Genomic DNA, 19,287 nt, shown 5'->3' on the forward strand with positions numbered 1-19,287 from the left:
TCAGCCTTGATCGCCGTCGAGATCGCAAGTCCGGCCTTCCTGGGCGTCGCCGCTGACCGCGGAGACGCAGCCCTGCGGGCCCATGTGATGATCCAGGTCGCGCCGCGCGACGCCGCCGAGGTTGGCGCGCGCTTGGCCGAGATGACCGAATTGACCGCTCTGCACCAGATCACCGGCGACTATGACCTGGTCGCCGTGGTCGAGGCCGGGCGGGCCGAGGATCTTGAGCGGACCGTGGACCGGATCCACGCCTTGGCCGGCGTTCGGCACGCCCTGGCTTCGGTTGTCCTGCCCCGCCGCCCCGCCATCCGCCCCCTTCACCCGGCTACAGGCGACTGATTGTCCCCGCCGGCGCGCGGGTCATCGGTCTCGAACCCAACTGACGACGTCTATAACGAGGTGCTGTCGTGGAACTGCCCTATCCCTGCCTGATGTTCCTCGGAGACGTGGACCGGGTCAGCGCCAAGACCGCTTCAGGCGTGGCCCACTGGCGTCCCGACGCCTGCGTCGGTCAGCTTCGCCTGCCCGGCTGCGCGGCCGATCTGGGTCTGGCCGACATGACGCCCAAGGCCGCCCACGCGGCCGGGGCCCGCTCGCTGCTGCTGGGCGTGGCCAATGCCGGCGGCTATATCCCGCCCCATTGGGAAGCTGTCATGATCGAGGCGCTGGAAGCGGGACTGGACCTGGTCTCGGGCCTGCACACACGCATGGCCAGCCTTCCCAAGGTGCGGGAGACCGCCGAGCGTCTGGGCCGAAAGCTGATCGAGGCGCGGGAGCCGTCGCCAGAGTTCCTGGCGGTGGGAACCGGCGAAAAGCGCGCCGGCCTGCGTCTGCTCACGGTCGGCACCGACTGCGCCGTGGGCAAGATGTACGCGGCCCTGGCGATCACGAAAGAGCTCAAGGCGCGCGGCGCCGAAGCCGACTTCCGGGCCACCGGCCAGACCGGCATCTTCATCGCCGGGTCCGGCGCGCCCATCGACGCGATCATCTCCGACTTCGTCGCGGGCGCGGCTGAGCAACTGAGCCCCGCTGCCGCGCCGGACCACTGGGACGTGATCGAGGGTCAGGGCTCACTGTTCCATCCGGCCTATGCCGGCGTGACCCTGGGCCTGCTGCACGGCAGCCAGCCGGACGCTCTGGTGCTGTGCCACGACGCCACCCGCACCGCCATCGACGGGCTGGAGACCTTCCCCACGCCGTCCCTGGCCGAGGCCATCGCCCTGAACCTGCGACTGGCGTCCCTGACCAATCCGGCCGTCCGGATGGCCGGGATCTGCATCAACACCTCGCGCCTGACGCCCCAGGCGGCGGCCGACTATCTGCGCGACACCCAGGCCGCCCTGGGCCTGCCGTGCTGCGATCCCGTGCGGACCGGCGTTGCGGCCATCGCCGACCGCCTGCTGGCGCCGCAAGCGCGCTCGGACGCCGCCTGATGCGGCTGACCGCCCGGATCGAAGCTCACGCCTTGACCGAGCCGTTCGTCATCGCGCGCCACGTCTATACCGAGGCCAATGTGCTTCACGTGGAGATCGAGGCGCGCGGCGCGATCGGACGAGGCGAGGCGGCGGGCGTCGACTATCTGGGCGACACGCCCGAAGCCATGCTGGTTCAGGTGCGGGCCCTGGCCCTTGAGCTTGAGGCGGGGATGCTTCTGGACCGCGCCGTCCTCGCGACCTGCCTGCCGCGCGGCGGCGCGCGCAACGCCGTTGACTGCGCGCTGTGGGACCTGAAGGCCAAGCTGACCGGCGTTCCGGTCGCCGTGCGCGCGGGTCTGGCCCCGCTGCGTCCGATCGAAACCTTCGTCACCCTGGGCATGGATGCGCCCGCCGCCATGGCCGCCAAGGCCGCGCGCTGGGCCCCCGACTTCCCCTGCTTGAAGGTGAAGCTGGGCGATACCCTGGACCTGGAGCGGCTGGAGGCGATCCGCGCCGCCGCCCCCCGCGCCCGCCTGATCGCCGACGCCAACCAGGGCTGGACGCTGGAGCAGCTGAACGCCTACGCCCCCAGCCTTTCAGCCCTGGGCGTCGAACTGGTGGAGCAGCCCCTGCCGGTCGGACAGGATGACGCCCTGCTGGACTATCGGGGTGAGGTGCCGCTCTGCGCCGACGAGTCGTTCGACGACCGCGCCGACCTGGACCGCATCGTCGGGCGCTACGCCTTCTGCAACATCAAGCTCGACAAGTGCGGTGGCCTGACCGAGGCCTTGGCCCTGACGCAGGCCGCCCGCGCCCGGGGCCTGCGACTGATGATCGGCTGCATGGAAGGCACTTCGCTGGGCATCGCCCCGGGGTTGCTGGTGGCCCAGGGCTGCGAGGTGGTCGACCTGGACTGCCCGATCCAGCTGGTGAGCGATATCGAGCACGGGTTCGGCTATCGCGACGCGATCCTGCATCCTCCCTCGGCCGCCCTGTGGGGTTAGTCGTCGAGGTCTCCGGCGGTGGCCAGCAGCTTGGCCAGATCCAGCCCCGCCTCGCCCTTCAGCTTTTTGGTCACCGGGAAAGTCACATAATCGAAGGGCGCGTTCAGGGTGTCGAGCAGCCGCTCCATGATCGTCTGATAATGCTCGATGCCGAAGGCGGCGACGGTGATCAGATAGTCCACCTCGCCCAGCACGGCCTGGCACGCGATGATGTTGGGGTCCGCCGCGATGCCGGTCTCGAAGGCCTTGGCCTTGGCGTAGGAGAAGTCGGTGAGCTTGATCTGCACCACGAAGGTCGAAAGCTTGGCCAGCCGGCCCAGATCCACCTCGGCGTGATAGCCGCGAATGATCTTGGCCTTTTCCAGCTTCTTCATCCGCTCCCAGCAGCGCGACGCCGACAGGCCCACGGCCTCGCCCATCGCGGCCTTGGTCACCCGCCCCTGCCTGTGCAGCAGGGCCAGGATCTTGATGTCGATGCGGTCGATGTCCTTGCGCGGGTCGTTCGACGTCATCCCGAAATCCTTGCTGATGTCGCCTTCCTGCTTAGCGCAAACCACGCGCGGGGTAAGGTCGCGATCGCCACAAGGCCCTGGCGATCCTGTCGCCGGGAGGGCGGGAAACGGCGAAAACCCTCGCCGGCGCGCGCTATTCTGAACACCGGACTCCGGAAGGCCGAGACATGACCCGCAACCTCTCCCGCGCAGCCATCGCCCTGGGCCTGTCGCTGCTGATGACCTCCACCGCCCTGGCCTCGACCCTGATCGTCGGCGCCCGCGTGGTGGACGGTACGGGCGCGCCGTCGCGAGCGGTCAGCGTCCGCCTGGACGGCGACCGCATCGTCGCGGTCGGCAAGCTGGCGCGCAAGCCCGGCGACACGGTGGTGGACGCCAAGGGCCTGGTCCTCGCGCCGGGCTTCATCGACGCCCACAGCCATCACGACCGGCAGGCGGAGCAGACGCCCGCCATGACTCCGGTCACCGCTCAGGGCGTCACCACCATCGTCGCGGGCCAGGACGGCGAGTCGTCGTTTCCGCTGAAAGCCTACTTCGCCGGCCTGGAAAAGGCGCCGCTGGCCATCAATGTCGCCTCCTATACCGGCCACGGCTCCCTGCGCGAGCGGGCCATGGGCGCCGACTACCGGCGCGCCGCGACGCCGGCCGAGATCGCGGCGATGCAGACTGAGCTGAAGGCCGATCTCGAGGCGGGTTCGCTGGGTCTGTCGACCGGGCTGGAATACGACCCCGGCATCTTCTCGACCCCGGGCGAGGTCATGGCCCTGGCCAAGACGGCCGCCGCCGGACATGGCCGCTATATCAGCCATCTGCGCAGCGAGGATGTGAAGCTGGACGCGGCGATCGACGAGATCATCGCCATCGGCCGCGAGGCCAAACTGCCGGTCCAGATCTCGCACCTGAAGATCGCCATAGTCGACCGCTGGGGGCAGGCGCCGCAGATCCTGGCGAAGCTGGACGCCGCCCGCGCCCAGGGCGTGGACATCACCGCCGACGTCTATCCGTACGAGTACTGGCAGAGCAATCTGGCGGTGCTGTTGCCGGAGCGGGACTTCAACGATCTGGCCGCCGCCCGCTTCGCCCTGACCAAGCTGACCACCCCGGCCGGCATGCGGCTGGCGGTATTCGCGCCCGATCCGTCGCTGGTGGGCAAGACCATCGCCGACATCGCCGCCGAGCGGCAAGCCGATCCCGCCGAGACCTATCTGGCCCTGACCCGGCAGGCGGAGGCCTTTCACCTGGCCCATCCGGAGGTCGATCACGTCGACGCCGTGATCGGCACGGCCATGACCGGCTCCGACATCGACGCCTTCATCGGCTGGGACCATGCCGTGATCTGCTCGGACGGCATGACCCACGGCCTGCATCCGCGCGGCTTCGGGGCCTTCGCCAAGATCCTGCGGGTCTATGTCCGCGAGAAAAAGATCCTGACCCTGGAGCAGGCCGTCCACAAGATGACCGCCCAGACGGCGGCCCAGCTGGGTATCGCGGGGCGCGGGACGATCGTGGCGGGGAACTTCGCCGATCTGGTGCTGCTGGATCCCGACACCGTCGCCGACCGCTCCGACGTCGCCCATCCCAACGCCCTGGCCACGGGCGTGGCCAAGGTCTGGGTCAACGGCGTGATCGTGTTCCAGGACGGCCACGCCACCGGCGCGCGACCCGGATCGGTCGTGCGGCGGGCTGGCTCCTGAACCTCAGTCGCTAGACGTCGACCTCGGCGTCCAGCGCGTTCTCCTGGATGAATTCGCGGCGCGGCTCGACCAGATCGCCCATCAGGCGGCTGAACATGTCGTCGGCGTCGTCGGCGTGGTTGACCTTCACCTGCAGCAGGGTGCGGGCCTCGGCGTCGAGGGTGGTTTCCCACAGCTGGTCGGGGTTCATCTCGCCCAGGCCCTTGTAGCGCTGGATGGACAGGCCCTTGCGGCCGGCGTCCATCACCGCGCCCACCAGGTCCATCGGACCACGGACAGTCGTCGACTTGTCCTTGCGACGGAACACCGCGCGGCCGCTGAAGATCTCGGCCAGGGCCCCGGCGCGCTCGGCCAGGCGGCGGGCGTCGGCGGCGTTCAGCAGGCCATCGTCCAGCACCACGCTCTCGGTAACACCGCGACGCACGCGCTTGAACACAAAGGCCGTGTCGCCGCGTTCGCCGGTCCACAGGCCATCGCCCTCCTCGGCATAGAGGTCGAGACGCGCGGCGGCGGCGGTGATGTCGGGGGTCTCGCTGAGCAGGCCGGCCAGGGCCGTCTGCTCCACGGCGAAGGCCGGCGCCCGGGCGGCGAGGCGGTCGATATTGCCCTTGGCCTGACGGCACAGCTGCACCAGGGCCAGCAGGTCCTTGCCCGTGCGGCGTTCGCCCGAGGGCAGGTCCAGTTCGGCCCCGTCGACGCCCTCGTCGATCAGGAAGGCGTCCATCTCGCTGTCGTCCTTCAGATAGCGCGAGGACTTGCCCTTGGCGGCTTTGTAGAGCGGCGGCTGGGCGATGTAGATATAGCCGCGCTCGATCAGCTCGCGCATCTGGCGATAGAAGAAGGTCAGCAGCAGGGTGCGGATGTGGGCGCCGTCGACGTCGGCGTCGGTCATCAGCACGATCTTGTGGTAGCGCACCTTGTCGGCGTTGAAGTCGTCGCTGCCAATGCCCGCGCCCAAGGCCGTGATCAGGGTGCCGATCTGGTCCGACGACAGCATCTTGTCGAAGCGGGCGCGTTCCACGTTGAGGATCTTGCCGCGCAGGGGCAGCACCGCCTGGTTGTCGCGGTTGCGGGCCTGCTTGGCGGAACCGCCGGCCGAGTCACCCTCGACGATGAAGATTTCGGACTTGGCCGGATCGCGCTCGGCGCAGTCGGCCAGCTTGCCGGGCAGGCTGGTGATGTCGAGCGCGCTCTTGCGGCGGGTCAGTTCGCGGGCCTTGCGGGCGGCTTCACGGGCGGCGGCGGCCTCGGCGATCTTGGAGACGATGGCCTTGGCTTCGGTCGGATGCTCCTCGAACCAGGTGGCCAGACCCTCCTGCACCAGGCCCTCGACGGCCGGGCGCACTTCGGACGAGACCAGCTTGTCCTTGGTCTGCGAGCTGAACTTGGGATCGGGCACCTTGACCGACAGCACGCAGGTCAGGCCTTCGCGGGCGTCCTCGCCGCCGACGCTGACCTTTTCCTTCTTCGTGATGCCCGAGCTCTCGGCGTAGTTGGTGATGATCCGGGTCAGGGCGCCGCGGAAGGCCGAAAGGTGCGTGCCGCCATCCCGCTGCGGGATGTTGTTGGTGAAGCACAGCATGTGCTCGTGGTAGCTGTCGTTCCACCACAGGGCCAGGTCGACCTCGACCTTGTCCTTGCGGCCGCGAATGACGATCGGCATCTTCAGCAGCGGCGTCTTGGCCTTGTCGAGGTGGCGCACGAAGGCCTCGATGCCGCCCTCGTAGTGCAGCTTTTCTTCCCACGGCTCGGCGTCGCGCAGGTCGCGGAAATAGATCGTCACGCCCGAGTTCAGGAACGCCAGCTCGCGCAGGCGGTGCTCCAGCGTCTTGCGGTCGAAATCGATGAACGCGAAGGTGTCCTTCGACGGGAAGAAGGTCACTTCGGTGCCGGTCAGGGTGGTTCCGGCCTTGGGGCCGTCCGACCGCAACGGGGAATCGCCGGTCTGGGCCAGCGAGGTCACGGCGTCGCCGCGCTCGAAGCGCATCTGATAGCTGAAGCCGTTGCGGTGGATCTTCAGCTCCAGCCAGTCGCTGAGCGCGTTGACCACCGAGACGCCCACGCCGTGCAGACCGCCGGAGACCTTGTAGCTGTTCTGGTCGAACTTACCGCCGGCGTGCAGCTGGGTCATGATGACCTCGGCCGCCGAAACGCCTTCGCCTTCGTGGATGTCGACCGGGATGCCGCGACCGTCGTCGGTGACCGTCACCGAGCCGTCGGCGTTGAGGATGACTTCCACCTTGGTGGCGTGACCGGCCAGAGCCTCGTCGATGGCGTTGTCGACCACCTCATAGACCATGTGGTGCAGGCCAGAGCCGTCGTCGGTGTCGCCGATATACATGCCGGGGCGCTTGCGCACCGCGTCCAAGCCCTTCAGCACCTTGATCGAGTCGGCGTCGTATTCGCCGCCCATCACTTCGGGAGCCGCCATCTGCGAGCCGTCGGCGGTGGTCAGACGGTCGCCCGAATTGTCTTCAGCGGGGCCTTTGGTCTCTTCGGTCATACGTCTTCCAAAGCGGTCAGGCCGGCGTCGCACACGCGAACACCAAGAGCCCGACCTTTGAGGTGGTCGAACAGCGACTCGTCCGTGCCGGTCAGGAAGGCCTGGAGCTTGAGCGCCGTGATTTCGTCAGCCAGAGCGGCTCGCCGGGTGAGGTCGAGATGCGCGGCGACTTCGTCGAGCAATACTATAGGATTCGGCGCGGATTCCGCACGCGAAAGTCGCGCCGCCTGGGCCAAAACCAGGTTCAGAATCAGCGCTTTCTGCTCTCCGGTCGAGCATTCCGCCGCCGGACGGTCCTTCTCGACATGCAGGATGTCCAGATCGCCCCGATGCGGGCCGGTCAGGGCCCGGCCGGCGGCCCCGTCGCGGGGCCGGGCGGCGGCCAGGGCGGTGGCCAGGCGAAGCTCGATCTCGGCGAACTCCACGCCATCCAGCGCCAGCTTTTCCCATTCGCCGGTCAGGGAAAGCCGGGCCTGGGGAAAGGGCCGGTCGCCGCGCCCGTCGATCTCGGCCTGCAGGGCGACCAGAGTGCGGGCGCGGGCCTCCGCCATCAGGGCGCCGGCCTCGGCGAGGCGCGCTTCCAGGGCGGTCAGCCACACGGGATCGGCCGGCGCGCCGCTCTCGAAGGCGTCGGTCAGCAGGCGCATCCGCTCGCGCTGGGCCTTGTCATAGGCGTTGGCGTGGCTGGCGTGGGCGGGTTCGGCGGCGAACACCAGGCGGTCGAAGAACTTGCGGCGTTCGGAGGCGGCTTCCAGGAACAGTCGGTCCTGGGCCGGCGTCAGCCAGATCGGACGAATGTGGTCGGTCAGCCGGCCGGGCGGCACGGTCTCGCCATCGATGCGCACCAGCCGGCGGGTCGCGCCGCCCACCTCGACGCCCGCGCCCAGCTGCACCGGCTCGTCCTCTCCCGCCTCGACCAGGGCCGACACGGCCCACGGCCGCCCCGTCGCCTCGCCGGGCAGCCGCCGGCCCACCTCGGCCAGGCTGGAGCCGCGCAGGCCCTTGCCGGGCGACAGCAGGCTGATGGCCTCCAGCAGGTTGGTCTTGCCGGCGCCGTTGGCTCCGAACAGATAGACGCTGGCCCCGCCCGTCTCGAGGCGGGCGTGCGCGTAGGACCTAAAGTCGGTCAGGGTCAGGGTGTTGATCGCGGCCGACGCCATGGGTGGGTTCTTACGGCAGGTTGGCGGTGGCGTCACGTTGGCTCCCTTCCCTCAAGCCAGACGCCCTTCCCCCATCCAAGGGGGAAGGGAGAAGACACAGGCTCTCAGCCTCACGCGATCTCTCGCTGAAGGGATGGAAAGGGTCGCGGAGCGTCCGGACCACGTCCGGATGGGTTTGAAAAAATACCGTTTCGACGAAGCCGTTCGCTCCGCGTGACCGTTCTGGCGAAAGCGCTTCCGGCCCGGCGGTGTTATCGCCTCACCCTCGACGCCCCCGACGGGCAGGCGGGAGAGCGACTCCCCCCTGGACCGCGAGACCTTTCAGCCCGCCTGTTGCTCGCTCGACCCTCGAAGCCACGTCGTTTTAGTTTTCCACGGCCGACCGCCGCCAGAGAACAACGAGGTTGACGGCCCGGAACGCAAGACGCTCCTCCCGCCATCGATTGAGCTTCCCGCTCGATCACCCCCCGCCGCCGCATCGGTCGCTGGCCTTGCGCCCTTTCCTCGCGACGAGGTGGCTACAGAATACGGGAGGTTTGAGCGCGGCTGCGTCGATTGTCTGGATGCTCGTACAGGTCCTCCCCCTAGCGGGGGAGGTGTCGGCGAAGCCGACGGAGGGGGAAGTCCTGCCAAATCAGTGCGGCGCTCCCCCACCGGCCTCCGGCCGCCTCCCCCTTCAGGGGGAGGATTTGCAGCTCTATCCCCGTTCCCATCCGTGGACGGCGCGATCGCTATCCCCTTGCTCGCCTACCCGAAATACCGCCGCGCGATCTCGATATTGTCCTTCTGCCAGACTCCGGCCGCGCCCATCAGCACGCGCATCATGTTGGTCTGGAAGGTGGCGCGCGCCTCGTCGCGGTCGACAAGCGGGTCGACCGGCCCGTCGAACCGGGCGTCGGCCGCGATCGCGCGGTAGACGGCGTAGTTCATGGCGATCAGGTCGATGCGGTGCTCGGCCCCGCCGATGACCGCCTCGACCTGCTGGTGCCGGTCAGACCAGGTGGCGCAGCCGTCGAAGTCCGTCGCCGCCCACAGGGCCAGCATGTTGTCGAACAGCTCGGCGAACAGGTCTTCGCGCAGCCCCTGAGTCATCCGTTCGGGGGTCATCCGTCCGGCGGATCAGACCCGCAGCGGCATCAGCACGTATTTCACGCCCGGATCGGTCGGATCGACCACCAGCGTGGGGCTGGCCGGGTCGGCGAAGCGGAACTCGGCGATGGGACCGCCGATCTGGCCGCAGACGTCCAGCAGATAGCGGGCGTTGAAGCCGATCTCGAAGGGCTCGCCGTCGTAGTCGACCTCGACCTCTTCGACGGCCTGGCCGGCTTCCATGTTGCGGACGGTCAGGGTGATGCGGCCCGGCTCGATGGCCAGCTTCACCGAGCGGCTCTTCTCGGCCGAGATGGTGGCCACGCGGTCGACGGCCTTGGCGAACAGGTCGTTGTCCAGCGTCAGGATCTTGGCGTTGTCGCGCGGGATCACGCGCAGATAGTCGGGGAAGGCGCCGTCGATCACCTTGGAGGTCAGGGCCGCGCGGCCGAACTCGAAGCGCACCTTCTGGGGGCTGACCTGCAGGTCGACCTGCTCGCCGGCCGATTCCATCAGGCGGCGGGCCTCGGCGATGGTCTTGCGGGGCACGATGATGCCGGGCAGGCCGGCCGCGCCCTCGGGCGCGTCCATCTCGGCCAGGGCCAGGCGGTGACCGTCGGTGGCGACGGCGCGCAGCTTGACCACGCCGCCTTCGTTGACCGTGTGGAGATAGAGCCCGTTCAGATAGTAGCGGGTCTCCTCGGTGGAGATCGCGAACCGGGTCTTGTCGATCAGCCGGATCAGCTCGTTGGTGTCGACCGCGATGCGGGCCGACAGGCCGTCGCTGCTCATCACCGGGAAGTCGCCGGCCGGCAGGACCGGCAGGTTGAAGCGCGAACGGCCGGCCTGGATCACCAGGCGGGGGTCATCGCCGCTGAAGCTGAGCGAGACGTCCGAGCCGTCGGGCAGCTTGCGGACGATTTCGTACAGGGTGTGGGCGGGCGCGGTGATCTGGCCGGGCACGTCGATCTGGGCCAGGCCCTCGTCGATGATCTCCATGTCCAGGTCAGTGGCCGAGAAGCTGAGCGTGTCGCGATCGGCCGAAAGCAGGATGTTCGACAGGATCGGGATGGTGTTGCGGCGCTCGACGACGCTCTGCACATGCCCCAGCGCCTTCAGCAGCGCCGCCCGTTCGATCGTAAGCTTCATATTCAGGTCCAGGTTCCAGAGCCGCCGCCGCTGGAGAATCCCCTGCGCGGCCCCGTCATGATTGGACGGACGACATTAGCGAAATCGCGCGCTTGGGGAAGAGGGCCGAACCCCTTGCGGACACGGAAACCGCGCCTATCTTTTGAGAATCATTCTCAACAAGGAGCGCACGCCATGCGCCTCGCCCTCAAGACCCTGACCTACGCCTCGATGCACCTGACCGTGGCGGTGGCCGTCGCCTACGCCCTGACCCGCGACTGGCGCGTGGCCCTGGCGGTGGGGATCGTCGAACCGCTGGTCCAGACGGTGTTCTTCAACCTGCACGAACGGGCTTGGTCACGCGCCGACAGGGCGCGCGACCAGAAGCGCCGTCAGGACTTGATGTCGACCGAACCGCCCGAGCCGTCGGCGTCCGCGCTGGCGCCCGCATAGGGGTTGGCCCCGCCGGACGAAGCCTCGGCCGAACCGGGCGCCGTCGAGCCCTTGGCCGCCACGGCGACCATGGCCGGACGGATCAGGCGGCCCATCAGCTCATAGCCGGCTTGCAGGAACTGGATGACGCCGCCGGCCGCGACCTCGGTCGAGGGCTGCTCCATCACCGCCTGGTGCAGGTGGGGGTCGAACTTCTCGCCCTTGGCCGGCTCGATCTTCTTGAGGCCATTGCGTTCGAAGGCCGCCAGAAGCTCCTTCTCGGTCATCTCGACGCCGATGATGTAGTTGGTCACCGCCGGGTCCTGCGAGTTGCGCGGGCTCATCGCCGTGGCGCGCGACAGGTTGTCGGCCGCGCCCAGCAGGTCGCGGGCGAACTTCTGGATCGCATAAGCGCGGGCGTCGTTCATCTCGCGCTCGGCCCGGCGCTTGGTATTTTCGACATCGGCGGCATAGCGCAGCGCCTGATCCTTCAGGGCCGCGACTTCCAGCTTCAGGGCCTCGATTTCCTGGGCGGCGTCCTCACCTTCCAGGGCCACGATATCTTCAGTCGGCGTCGCTTGATCGTCGCTCATCACCTAGTCCTTATCCGTCCATCATCCGGCCGAGCACGCGGGCGGTATAGTCCACCAGCGGGATCACCCGGGCATAGTTGAGTCTGGTGGGCCCAATCACGCCGATCGCGCCCAAAACCTTGCGTTGGCCCGTCATATAGGGCGCCGCGATCACGGAGGAACCCGAAAGCGAAAAGAGTCGCGTTTCGGCCCCGATGAAAATGCGCACCCCCTGGGCTTCGCGCACATCATCCAGCAGGCCGATCAGCTGTCCCTTCTGCTCCAGATCGTCGAACAGCATCCGGACGCGCTCCAGATCCTCGCGGGCGCCGGCGGCGTCCAGAAGGTTGGCCTGGCCGCGCACGATCAGGGCGCGGGCGTCGCCCTCGCCCCCGCCCCACGCCGCCAGCCCGTCCTCGACCAAACGCGCCGCCGTCTCGTCCAGTTGCCGACGGGCGGTTTCCAGTTCGGCCCGGACCTCGTCCTTGGCCTCGCTCAGCGTGCGGCCGCGCAGCCGGCTGTTGAGAAAATTGGACGCCTCCTGGAAGGCCGACGGCGTCATGCCCGCGGCGCGCTTCATCAGGCGGTTCTCGACCGTGCCGTCCTCGAAGACCATCACCGCCAGGGCCTGGTCGCCGCCCAGGGCCACGAACTCGACGTGCTTGACCCCGCCCTCGCGGACGGGCGTGACCACGATGCTGGCCCCGCCGGCCAGACCCGACAGGATCGAGCCGGCTTCCGCCAGCGCCTCCTCGAACGAACGGCCGCGCGAGAACAGCCGCGCCTCGATGGCCTGGCGCTCCTCCTGGCCCACATCGCCGACCTCCAGAAAGCCGTCGACGAACATCCGCAGGCCCGCGTGGGTGGGCATCCGCCCGGCGCTGGTGTGGGGGGCGTCCAGCAGGCCCAACTGCGCCAGGTCCTGCATGGTGTTGCGGATCGAGGCCGGCGACAGCGGCAGGCCTCCGCGCGACAGGGTGCGCGACCCCACCGGCTCGCCGGTCTCCAGATAGGACTCCACCACCCGACGAAAGATGTCGCGGGCCCGGGCGTCCAACTCCGTCAGACCGGGGGTGCGACCGAACAACTGCGTCATGGCGTGACGTCAATGACCTCGCTAAGCGACAAAAGCGGCGGACCCTCTTTCAAGTTCCCGTCGCGGATAGGATAAGCGGCCCCTTCTCGCATTCAAAGCCCCTCATACTTTCAAGACATCCGGAGTCAGCCATGCGTCCTTCAAGCCGCGCCCCCGACCAGTTGCGCGCCATCACGCTGGAGACGGGCGTCAACCGCTACGCCGAAGGCTCGTGCCTGATCAGCTTTGGCCACACCAAGGTGCTGGTCACCGCCAGCGTCGAGGAAAGCATCCCCGGCTGGATGCGCGGCAAGGGCCAGGGCTGGGTCACCGCCGAGTACGGCATGCTGCCCCGCGCCACCCACACCCGCGGCCGCCGCGAGGCCGCCGCCGGCAAGCAGACCGGCCGCACCCAGGAAATTCAGCGCCTGATCGGCCGCAGCCTGCGCGCCGTGGTCGACATGAAGGCCCTGGGCGAGCGCCAGATCAGCCTGGACTGCGACGTCATCCAGGCCGACGGCGGCACCCGCACCGCCGCCATCACCGGCGCCTGGGTCGCCCTGCGCATCGCCACGCAATATCTTCTGGACGAAGGCGTCATCAAGACCGACCCGATCATCGGCCAGGTCGCCGCCGTCTCGTGCGGCGTGTTCGCCGATACCCCGGTGCTGGACCTCGACTATGAGGAAGACAGCAACGCCGAGGCCGACAGCAACTTCGTCCTGACCGACGGCGGCGACATCGTCGAGATCCAGGCCACCGGCGAAAAGCGCGGCTTCACCCGCGCCGAGTTCGAGGCCCTGTACGGCCTGGCCGAAAAGGGCATCGGCGAGCTGTTCGCGCTGCAGCGCGCGGCGATCGGGAAGTAACTTTGCTGACTTAAATCTCCGTTCTCCCGGCGAAGGCCGGGGCCCAGATTCAGCCTGAGCGTCTGGGGATCACGCGCCTTCCGCCCTCGCTGGAAGTCGCGGCCTCCCTGGGTTCGATCTGGGTCCCGGCCTTCGCCGGGAAGACGGATGGAGCGTTAGGCGCCCACGCGCCAAAACACCCCCGCGACGCCCCGCCCTCTTGCCGCGGCGCCCGACGAGCCCCAGATTCCAATCCAGAGCAGGAGATTGGAATGCCCTCACCGTTCCCCCCTCCTTTTAGGGGCCATGAAGTCGAAGCCCGACTGCGGCCCTCCGCCGAGGCCTATCCGTTCGACCTGGACCGCGCCCTGGCGTCCGTCGTCGCCCTGGAGGCGCGGGTTCCGTCCGACGCCTATACCGCCGCCATCCTTGGCATCGAGCGCATCGGCAACGGCGTGGTGATCAGCCCCACGGGCCTGGTCCTGACCATGGCCTATCTGATCACCGAAGCGCGCGAGGTGATGCTGACCCTTAATGACGGCCGCCGCGTCTCGGCCCGGGTGCTGGGCTTTGACCCGCGCACCGGCCTGGGCCTGGTCCAGGCCCAACAGCCGCTGGACCTGCCGGTGATGCCGATCGGCTCGTCCAAGGACCTGACCGCCGGCTCGGCGGTGATCGCCGCCGGGGCCGGCGGCCGCGACCACGCCTCGGCCGGCCAGATCGTCACCCGCATGCCCTTCGCCGGCTATTGGGAATATCTGCTGGACGACGCCATCATGGCCGAGCCCGCCCACCCGCACTGGAGCGGCGCGGCCCTGATCGGCCCCAAGGGCGACCTGGTGGGCCTGGGCTATCTGAACCTGGAGACGCGCGGCCGCGACGGCTCGGCCAAGCCGATCAACATGTATGTGCCGGCCGAGCTGCTGCCGCCGATCCTCGACGACCTGGCCCACGGCCGCCAGCCCCACGCGCCGCGCCCGTGGCTGGGCGTCTTCGCCCAGGAGATCGGGACCCATGTCGTGGTCGTCGGCGTCTCGCCCAAAGGGCCCGCCGCCCGCGCCGAACTGCGCGCCGGCGACGTGATCCTGGCCGTCGACGGCCACCCGGTCTCCGACCTCACCGAATTCTACACCCGCCTCTGGGCCCTGGGCCCCGCCGGCGCGACCGTGCCGCTGCGGGTGCTGCGCGAACACGACGCGTTCGAGGTGGACGTGCGGTCGATGGATCGCGGGGCGTTGCTGAAGACGGGGCGGCGTGGGTGACAGGGCGTCGGTTGGGCGGCCCTGTCAGGTGTGCTTGAGCTTACAGGCGTCAAGACGCGCATCAAGGCCGCTATCGAGCCGACGGTCGGGAGGCGCGGCGAGCCCTCGCACCACGTGGTGAATTGGCGCCTTGGAGGTCGATCTGCTCGGACATCTCCAGCGCGTCGCCGACCTGTAACAACCGTGCTGTCGAGCTTCCTGTGTCCGAGTAGACGTTAGCGCGCCCGCAAGTTGGCGCGAGCTGGCGGCGCCGCGCCCTGACCCTTCTTCCAGACGGGACGCCGGACTGGACAAAGCGCCGCTTTTCGAGTTGAGGCGATGCATGAGCCAAGAGAATCCAGAAGAGAAAGTCCAAGGTTCGTTCTTTGACTCGCGCGGCATGTCGACCCGCGAGGCCGCGGTGGGCTGGGCCCAGGCCCTTAACGTGATGTTCGACGTCCGGATCGGCGAGGGCGTAGACCACTTCCAAGGCCAGGCCGGCGGCTATGCGCTAGATCAGCTGCTCCTCGGACGCAGTCGGTCAACTGCCCAGGCCTTCGACCGGTCTCGCTATCGCACCGCCCGTGACGGGCTTTCGAACTATCTGCTGCAGTTCTACGTCGAGGGCTCCTGCGGGCAGCGCAACAGCGCATCGGAGGCCTGGACCAGGCCTGGGGATTTGCTGATCATCGACCTTGCCCAGCCGCTGGCCACCGCGACCAGCGACTTCGAGAACCTCAACCTCTTCATTCCCAGGCGTTTGCTGGCGCCCCTGCTCACAGCCCCGGATACCCTCCACCTGACTGTGCTGCGCCGGGAAGAGCCGCTCGTTGCGCTGCTGCTGGGGCACCTGCAGATGCTGATCGAACTGGCCCCGTCCCTGACGCGCAGCCAGGCCGCCAAGCTGGTGCGCCCCACCGTGGAGTTGGCCGCGGCCACGATCAATGGCCAGATCGATGACACCCTGGCGACGAGCGCCAACCAGTCTCTGCTGGAACAGATTTGCCACTCCCTCGAAACCCAGCTGACAGACCGCTCCCTTACGGCCGAAACTGTCGCCGGCCGGTTCGGCATATCCGAGCGCAAACTCTACTACCTGTTCAAGGAGTTGGGCGGATTTTCCGGCTATGTCCGCCAGCGCCGGCTGCACGCGGTGCGCGCGCGGCTGGCCGAGCCGGAGGCCGGGCCCGAGACGATCGCCAGCATATCCGAGGTCTACGGCTTCACCCATCGGTCCAGCTTCGTCTCGGCGTTCCGCGGCCTCTATGGCATGACGCCACGCGAATTCCGCGGCTTGGCGGCCGCACGCGCGCCCATGCTCGACGCCGGCTCGCCCGCCGACTGGCGGCGCTGGATCGCCGAGCTGCGCTAGACCGCACAAATCGCCCGGTGAAATTGCGCTCCGCCGTACATTGAGCCGCAGGCGCCCGGCGTTCACTTTCCTTTCCCCCAGAGCTCCTTTCCTTCCACGCCTGAACAAGCGTTCAAGGCAAAGATCGATGAGCATTTCCGGGTCCAAAACCTATGCCAGCCGTGATGGCGTTTGCCTGTGCGACTGGGACAATGACGCCCGGAACGACTACGCCCGGCTGGTGTCGGACCCCCGCGTGATGGCCTTCATTTCGGATGGCAAGCCTCGGTCGTTCGAGCAGGCCGCCGGCGAGGTAGACGCCTTCAATCTGGAACTTCAGACGCGCGGCTGGTCACGCTGGGCGGTGAGGCGCGAGGAAACCGGCGAGTTTCTTGGCTATTCGGGGTTCGCGCAGAAGGAATACGGCATCAATTTCGGCCAGCGCTTTTTTCCCAAGCTGTGGCGCTCAAGGGCGCCGATGGCGGCGGCGCATCTGGCCCTGGAGTACGGGTTCCTGAAGCTGGGCTTCGATCAAATCCATACCTTGACCAACCTGAACCACACGATGGCGATCCGGCTGAACCGCAATTATCTGGGCGTCGACGATGACTATGGCGTCGTCTGCGACACGTCGTTTGGTCCTCACCTGCGCATTGACGTCACCCGCGCCATGTTCCTGTCCGGGCTGCAGCGTAACCGTCAGCGGATCTTCGCCCGTGCGGTCAGCGCCGCTGGGCAAGACGCGACCCCAGACTTCAGTCCCCCGGCGACCTTGGCATGACGCGCACGCCCCCCGAGGTTCCGGTAAGCCGCCTGTGCGACCTGGAGACGTGGCGCGCCGGAGCAAGCCCGCCCCTATGGTATTGGCCGCTCGGGATCGCCCTGGCGGCCAGCCGGCTGGCGCTGGCGATCCTGGCCGCGCCGCTGGCCATGGCGTTGCCCCCCAGCGCTTCCTCGCGGCTGTTTCCTCTGATCCGCCGGGCGATGGGCGTGCGCGTCATCACCAACCTCCCCCGCGAAGAGGTCGTCCGCCTGACAGACGGCTGCGTGGTGGCCCTCAACCATGTCAGCGTGTTCGATCTGCTGGCGGTGTGCGGTCAGCCCCAGGCCTGTATCGCAATTGGCCAGGACGGCGGCGCGCTGGGCCGGGCGAGCGTCATGCCGCTGGCGCGCGGCTCGGGCGCTCAACTGTGGCGTGTCGCCGACCGCAAGGCGCTGGCCCGCCACATCGCGGCTTGGCGCAAGCATCCCTCCGGAACCAGCCTCTACGTGTCGCCGGAAGAGACCATCGGCAACCAGCAGGGCCTGTTCCAGTTCCAGCCGAGCTTTCTGGGCCGCGGGTTCCCGGTCGTACCGACGGCCCTGCGCCTGAGCACGCCCTTTGGCCTGAACGCCGATCCGCTGTTGTCGTCCAAGCCGGCCAACTTCCTGCGCTTGCTGGCCATGCCGGCCGTGACGTTCAAGCTGGACTACCTGCCCCGGCTGGCGCGCGCGCCGGACGAGTCCAGAATCGCCTTCGCCAAGCGCGTCCAGCAGGCGATCGCCGACCGTCTGGGCGCCGCCGCCACCGACTGGCGGCCACAGGACAAGCACGCGCTGCGCGCTCGACTGAGGGGTGGCGAGACATGAACCGCCCGCTCTCGGGCTACAATGTCATCTTCGACTATGACCAAACCCTGGTTCCCGAAGAGAGCTTGCAGGAAGTGCTCAAGCTCAGTCTTCGCCGTCGCCGCGATGGTGAGGCCAGACTGGCGGCCCTGCAGGCCCGCTCGCAGCGGTTCATGGCCGGCGCCGCGCGCCCGGAGGATCCACTGATACTGCTGGGGGCCCTGTTGTCGATCCGGCGAGAAGCGATCGACGACTATATCGCCGGGGCGCTGGATCGGATCACGCCGTTCCGCCCCCTGTTCCGGTCGCTGCGCGACCAGGGGGCGCGGCTGTTCATTGTTTCGGCGGCATTCCACGACTGGCTGGGACCGATCGGGGCCGCCTGCGGCTTTCCCGCCGAGGCCATCGCCGCCAACCGCCTGCGCTGGATCGGAAGGCAGGCGATCGGGGTGGACGACTGGGCTCTGCTGACGTCCGTCGACAAGACCGCCCTGGTTCGGCGATGGCGGCGTCGGGGCGCGATGAGCGGACCCACGGTGATGGTCGGCGACGGGGCCAGCGACTTGGCCATCCACGCCCGCGGCCTGGCCCAAGGCTTCGTCTCCGCCAGCCACTACGCCCATGGCGTGACCGCCAACGGAGACCTCGCGCGGCGCGCATCGACGATCGAGGATCTGGAGCCCATGATCGTGGACCTCCTAGTTCGCATCTCCCGATAGAGCTCATCGATCATAAGCCGCCCGGGCGTGCTGGCCCTACGGGTCGCGCGAGTTGACGCGCCCGCCCAAGCGCTGGTTCGGCTGACCTGGCGAGTCTTCTCCAACGTCGTCGATCCGCCGATAGTCGGTCACCGTCCGCCTTCCGGAGGGAAATTGAAGTCCGACGACCACTCATCCTCGCTGATCTCCGAGTCCGGCGTCCGGCAAGGCGTCAAATTGCCCCCACCGCCTCCGCCAGCCTCGGCGCCAGCCACTCGGCCATCTCCCGCTGCCCGGCCTCGTCGGCCAGCAGGTCCTGGCGGACCTCCAGTTCCAGATAGTCGAGGCCGCGCGGGTCGGCGTGGAGGGGGATGGTGTTGTCGGTGTCGTCCATGGCGTAGGGGGCGTTGTCGCCGACCAGGTCGCCCCCAAGGGGACCCAAGTCGGCGCGCAGCCGCGCCAGCACCGCCGACGAGAACGGCGAGTCGTTACGATGCAGGACGCCCAGCGTCCACGGACGGTCGACGCCGCCCATCGACGGGGTGAAGCTGTGCAGGGCGACCAGCACGGTCGGGCGGCCGGCCCGGGCGTCGAGCGTCGCGGCGATGGCGTCCTGATAGGGCTGGTAGATCTCGGCCATGCGGGCCGCGACGGCTTGCGGGATAAGGTCGCGGTTGCCGGGGATGGGCGTGCCGTCGCTGACCGCCGGCATGGCGCCCGGCGCCCCCGGGCGGCGGTTGCAGTCGACGACCAGGCGCGAATAGGCCTGCGCTATGAAGGTGGCGTCCAGCAGGGCCGAAAGGCGCTGGCCCAGCGCCGCGACGCCGATATCCCAGGCGATGTGGCGGTCCAGGGCGTCGCCGGTCAGGCCCAGCTGGCCCAGCGCCCGGGGGATCGTGCGGCCGGCATGGTCTCCCAGAAGCAGAAAGGGCGACGGGGCGCCTTCATTGAGCACAA

Annotated in this window: 19 protein-coding genes and 1 pseudogene; 11 read left to right on the forward strand and 9 right to left on the reverse strand. The window is 68.5% G+C overall.

Annotated elements, in window-relative coordinates; all coding sequences use genetic code 11:
- The first annotated feature begins 6 nt into the window (after positions 1-6).
- From ACQY9P_RS05750 to ACQY9P_RS05760, 3 genes are all read left to right on the forward strand, one after another.
- The gene (locus tag ACQY9P_RS05750) at positions 7-339 is read left to right on the forward strand and encodes an Lrp/AsnC family transcriptional regulator (RefSeq protein ID WP_421736223.1); all 333 of its coding nucleotides are present in this window, start codon (positions 7-9) and stop codon (positions 337-339) included.
- Between the two features lie 68 nt (positions 340-407).
- Complete coding sequence (locus ACQY9P_RS05755) at positions 408-1,433, forward strand: DUF1611 domain-containing protein (protein WP_421736222.1); 1,026 nt, start codon at positions 408-410, stop codon at positions 1,431-1,433.
- Positions 1,433-2,419, forward strand: coding sequence for a dipeptide epimerase (locus ACQY9P_RS05760; protein WP_421736221.1), 987 nt, complete (start codon positions 1,433-1,435; stop codon positions 2,417-2,419). Before ACQY9P_RS05755 ends, ACQY9P_RS05760 begins: the two co-directional genes overlap by 1 nt.
- On the opposite strand, the gene ACQY9P_RS05765 is transcribed toward ACQY9P_RS05760, so the two are convergent.
- On the reverse strand, positions 2,416-2,931 hold the full coding sequence (locus ACQY9P_RS05765) for an Lrp/AsnC family transcriptional regulator (protein ID WP_421736220.1): 516 nt from the start codon (positions 2,929-2,931) through the stop codon (positions 2,416-2,418). The genes ACQY9P_RS05760 and ACQY9P_RS05765 overlap by 4 nt on opposite strands.
- 167 nt (positions 2,932-3,098) lie before the next feature.
- Between ACQY9P_RS05765 and ACQY9P_RS05770 the strand changes: the two genes are divergently transcribed.
- Positions 3,099-4,625 (forward strand): N-acyl-D-amino-acid deacylase family protein, encoded by a 1,527-nt coding sequence (locus ACQY9P_RS05770; RefSeq protein ID WP_421736219.1) that lies wholly within the window; start codon positions 3,099-3,101, stop codon positions 4,623-4,625.
- A gap of 10 nt (positions 4,626-4,635) precedes the next feature.
- Here the strand turns inward: ACQY9P_RS05770 and gyrB are convergent, their stop codons facing one another.
- The 4 genes from gyrB to dnaN form a co-directional block, all read right to left on the reverse strand.
- Positions 4,636-7,128, reverse strand: a complete 2,493-nt coding sequence (gene gyrB, locus ACQY9P_RS05775) for a DNA topoisomerase (ATP-hydrolyzing) subunit B (protein ID WP_421736218.1) — start codon at positions 7,126-7,128, stop codon at positions 4,636-4,638.
- Positions 7,125-8,288 (reverse strand): DNA replication/repair protein RecF, encoded by a 1,164-nt coding sequence (recF, locus tag ACQY9P_RS05780; RefSeq protein WP_421736217.1) that lies wholly within the window; start codon positions 8,286-8,288, stop codon positions 7,125-7,127. The genes gyrB and recF overlap by 4 nt, the downstream gene beginning before the upstream one ends.
- A gap of 747 nt (positions 8,289-9,035) precedes the next feature.
- Positions 9,036-9,395 carry a hypothetical protein gene (locus tag ACQY9P_RS05785; protein ID WP_421736216.1) on the reverse strand — a complete coding sequence of 120 codons (360 nt, stop codon included), beginning with the start codon at positions 9,393-9,395 and terminating at the stop codon, positions 9,036-9,038.
- A gap of 12 nt (positions 9,396-9,407) precedes the next feature.
- The gene (dnaN, locus tag ACQY9P_RS05790) at positions 9,408-10,526 is read right to left on the reverse strand and encodes a DNA polymerase III subunit beta (protein ID WP_421736215.1); all 1,119 of its coding nucleotides are present in this window, start codon (positions 10,524-10,526) and stop codon (positions 9,408-9,410) included.
- Positions 10,527-10,700: 174 nt separating this feature from the next.
- On the opposite strand from dnaN, the gene ACQY9P_RS05795 reads away from it, so the two are divergent.
- Positions 10,701-10,958: a DUF2061 domain-containing protein gene (locus ACQY9P_RS05795; RefSeq protein ID WP_421736214.1), complete on the forward strand. Its 258-nt coding sequence runs from the start codon at positions 10,701-10,703 to the stop codon at positions 10,956-10,958.
- On the opposite strand, the gene grpE is transcribed toward ACQY9P_RS05795, so the two are convergent.
- Complete coding sequence (gene grpE, locus ACQY9P_RS05800; RefSeq protein WP_421736213.1) at positions 10,898-11,530, reverse strand: nucleotide exchange factor GrpE; 633 nt, start codon at positions 11,528-11,530, stop codon at positions 10,898-10,900. The two genes, ACQY9P_RS05795 and grpE, sit on opposite strands and share 61 nt — an antisense overlap.
- A 10-nt stretch (positions 11,531-11,540) precedes the next feature.
- Complete coding sequence (hrcA, locus tag ACQY9P_RS05805; RefSeq protein ID WP_421736212.1) at positions 11,541-12,605, reverse strand: heat-inducible transcriptional repressor HrcA; 1,065 nt, start codon at positions 12,603-12,605, stop codon at positions 11,541-11,543.
- A gap of 131 nt (positions 12,606-12,736) precedes the next feature.
- On the opposite strand from hrcA, the gene rph reads away from it, so the two are divergent.
- Positions 12,737-13,453, forward strand: coding sequence for a ribonuclease PH (gene rph / locus ACQY9P_RS05810; RefSeq protein WP_421736211.1), 717 nt, complete (start codon positions 12,737-12,739; stop codon positions 13,451-13,453).
- A gap of 251 nt (positions 13,454-13,704) precedes the next feature.
- The gene (locus tag ACQY9P_RS05815) at positions 13,705-14,694 is read left to right on the forward strand and encodes a S1C family serine protease (RefSeq protein ID WP_421736210.1); all 990 of its coding nucleotides are present in this window, start codon (positions 13,705-13,707) and stop codon (positions 14,692-14,694) included.
- A 133-nt stretch (positions 14,695-14,827) separates the two neighbouring features.
- Here the strand turns inward: ACQY9P_RS05815 and ACQY9P_RS05820 are convergent.
- A pseudogene (locus ACQY9P_RS05820) lies at positions 14,828-14,906 on the reverse strand (integrase); the annotation flags it as partial.
- Positions 14,907-15,016: 110 nt separating this feature from the next.
- Between ACQY9P_RS05820 and ACQY9P_RS05825 the strand changes: the two are divergent.
- The 4 genes from ACQY9P_RS05825 to ACQY9P_RS05840 all read left to right on the forward strand — a co-directional run bounded on the left by ACQY9P_RS05825 (position 15,017) and on the right by ACQY9P_RS05840 (position 18,351).
- Positions 15,017-16,045 carry a helix-turn-helix domain-containing protein gene (locus tag ACQY9P_RS05825; protein WP_421736209.1) on the forward strand — a complete coding sequence of 343 codons (1,029 nt, stop codon included), beginning with the start codon at positions 15,017-15,019 and terminating at the stop codon, positions 16,043-16,045.
- 127 nt (positions 16,046-16,172) lie between these two features.
- Positions 16,173-16,805, forward strand: coding sequence for a GNAT family N-acetyltransferase (locus ACQY9P_RS05830; RefSeq protein ID WP_421736208.1), 633 nt, complete (start codon positions 16,173-16,175; stop codon positions 16,803-16,805).
- Positions 16,802-17,653: a hypothetical protein gene (locus ACQY9P_RS05835; RefSeq protein WP_421736207.1), complete on the forward strand. Its 852-nt coding sequence runs from the start codon at positions 16,802-16,804 to the stop codon at positions 17,651-17,653. The genes ACQY9P_RS05830 and ACQY9P_RS05835 overlap by 4 nt, the downstream gene beginning before the upstream one ends.
- A complete protein-coding gene (locus ACQY9P_RS05840) occupies positions 17,650-18,351 on the forward strand; it encodes an HAD family hydrolase (RefSeq protein ID WP_421736206.1) in 702 nt (233 codons plus the stop codon). The genes ACQY9P_RS05835 and ACQY9P_RS05840 overlap by 4 nt, the downstream gene beginning before the upstream one ends.
- 211 nt (positions 18,352-18,562) lie before the next feature.
- On the opposite strand, the gene ACQY9P_RS05845 is transcribed toward ACQY9P_RS05840, so the two are convergent.
- Complete coding sequence (locus ACQY9P_RS05845; protein WP_421736205.1) at positions 18,563-19,285, reverse strand: N-formylglutamate amidohydrolase; 723 nt, start codon at positions 19,283-19,285, stop codon at positions 18,563-18,565.
- Positions 19,286-19,287 lie beyond the last annotated feature (2 nt).

This window comes from Caulobacter sp., assembly GCF_965279145.1.
Classification (GTDB): domain Bacteria; phylum Pseudomonadota; class Alphaproteobacteria; order Caulobacterales; family Caulobacteraceae; genus Caulobacter.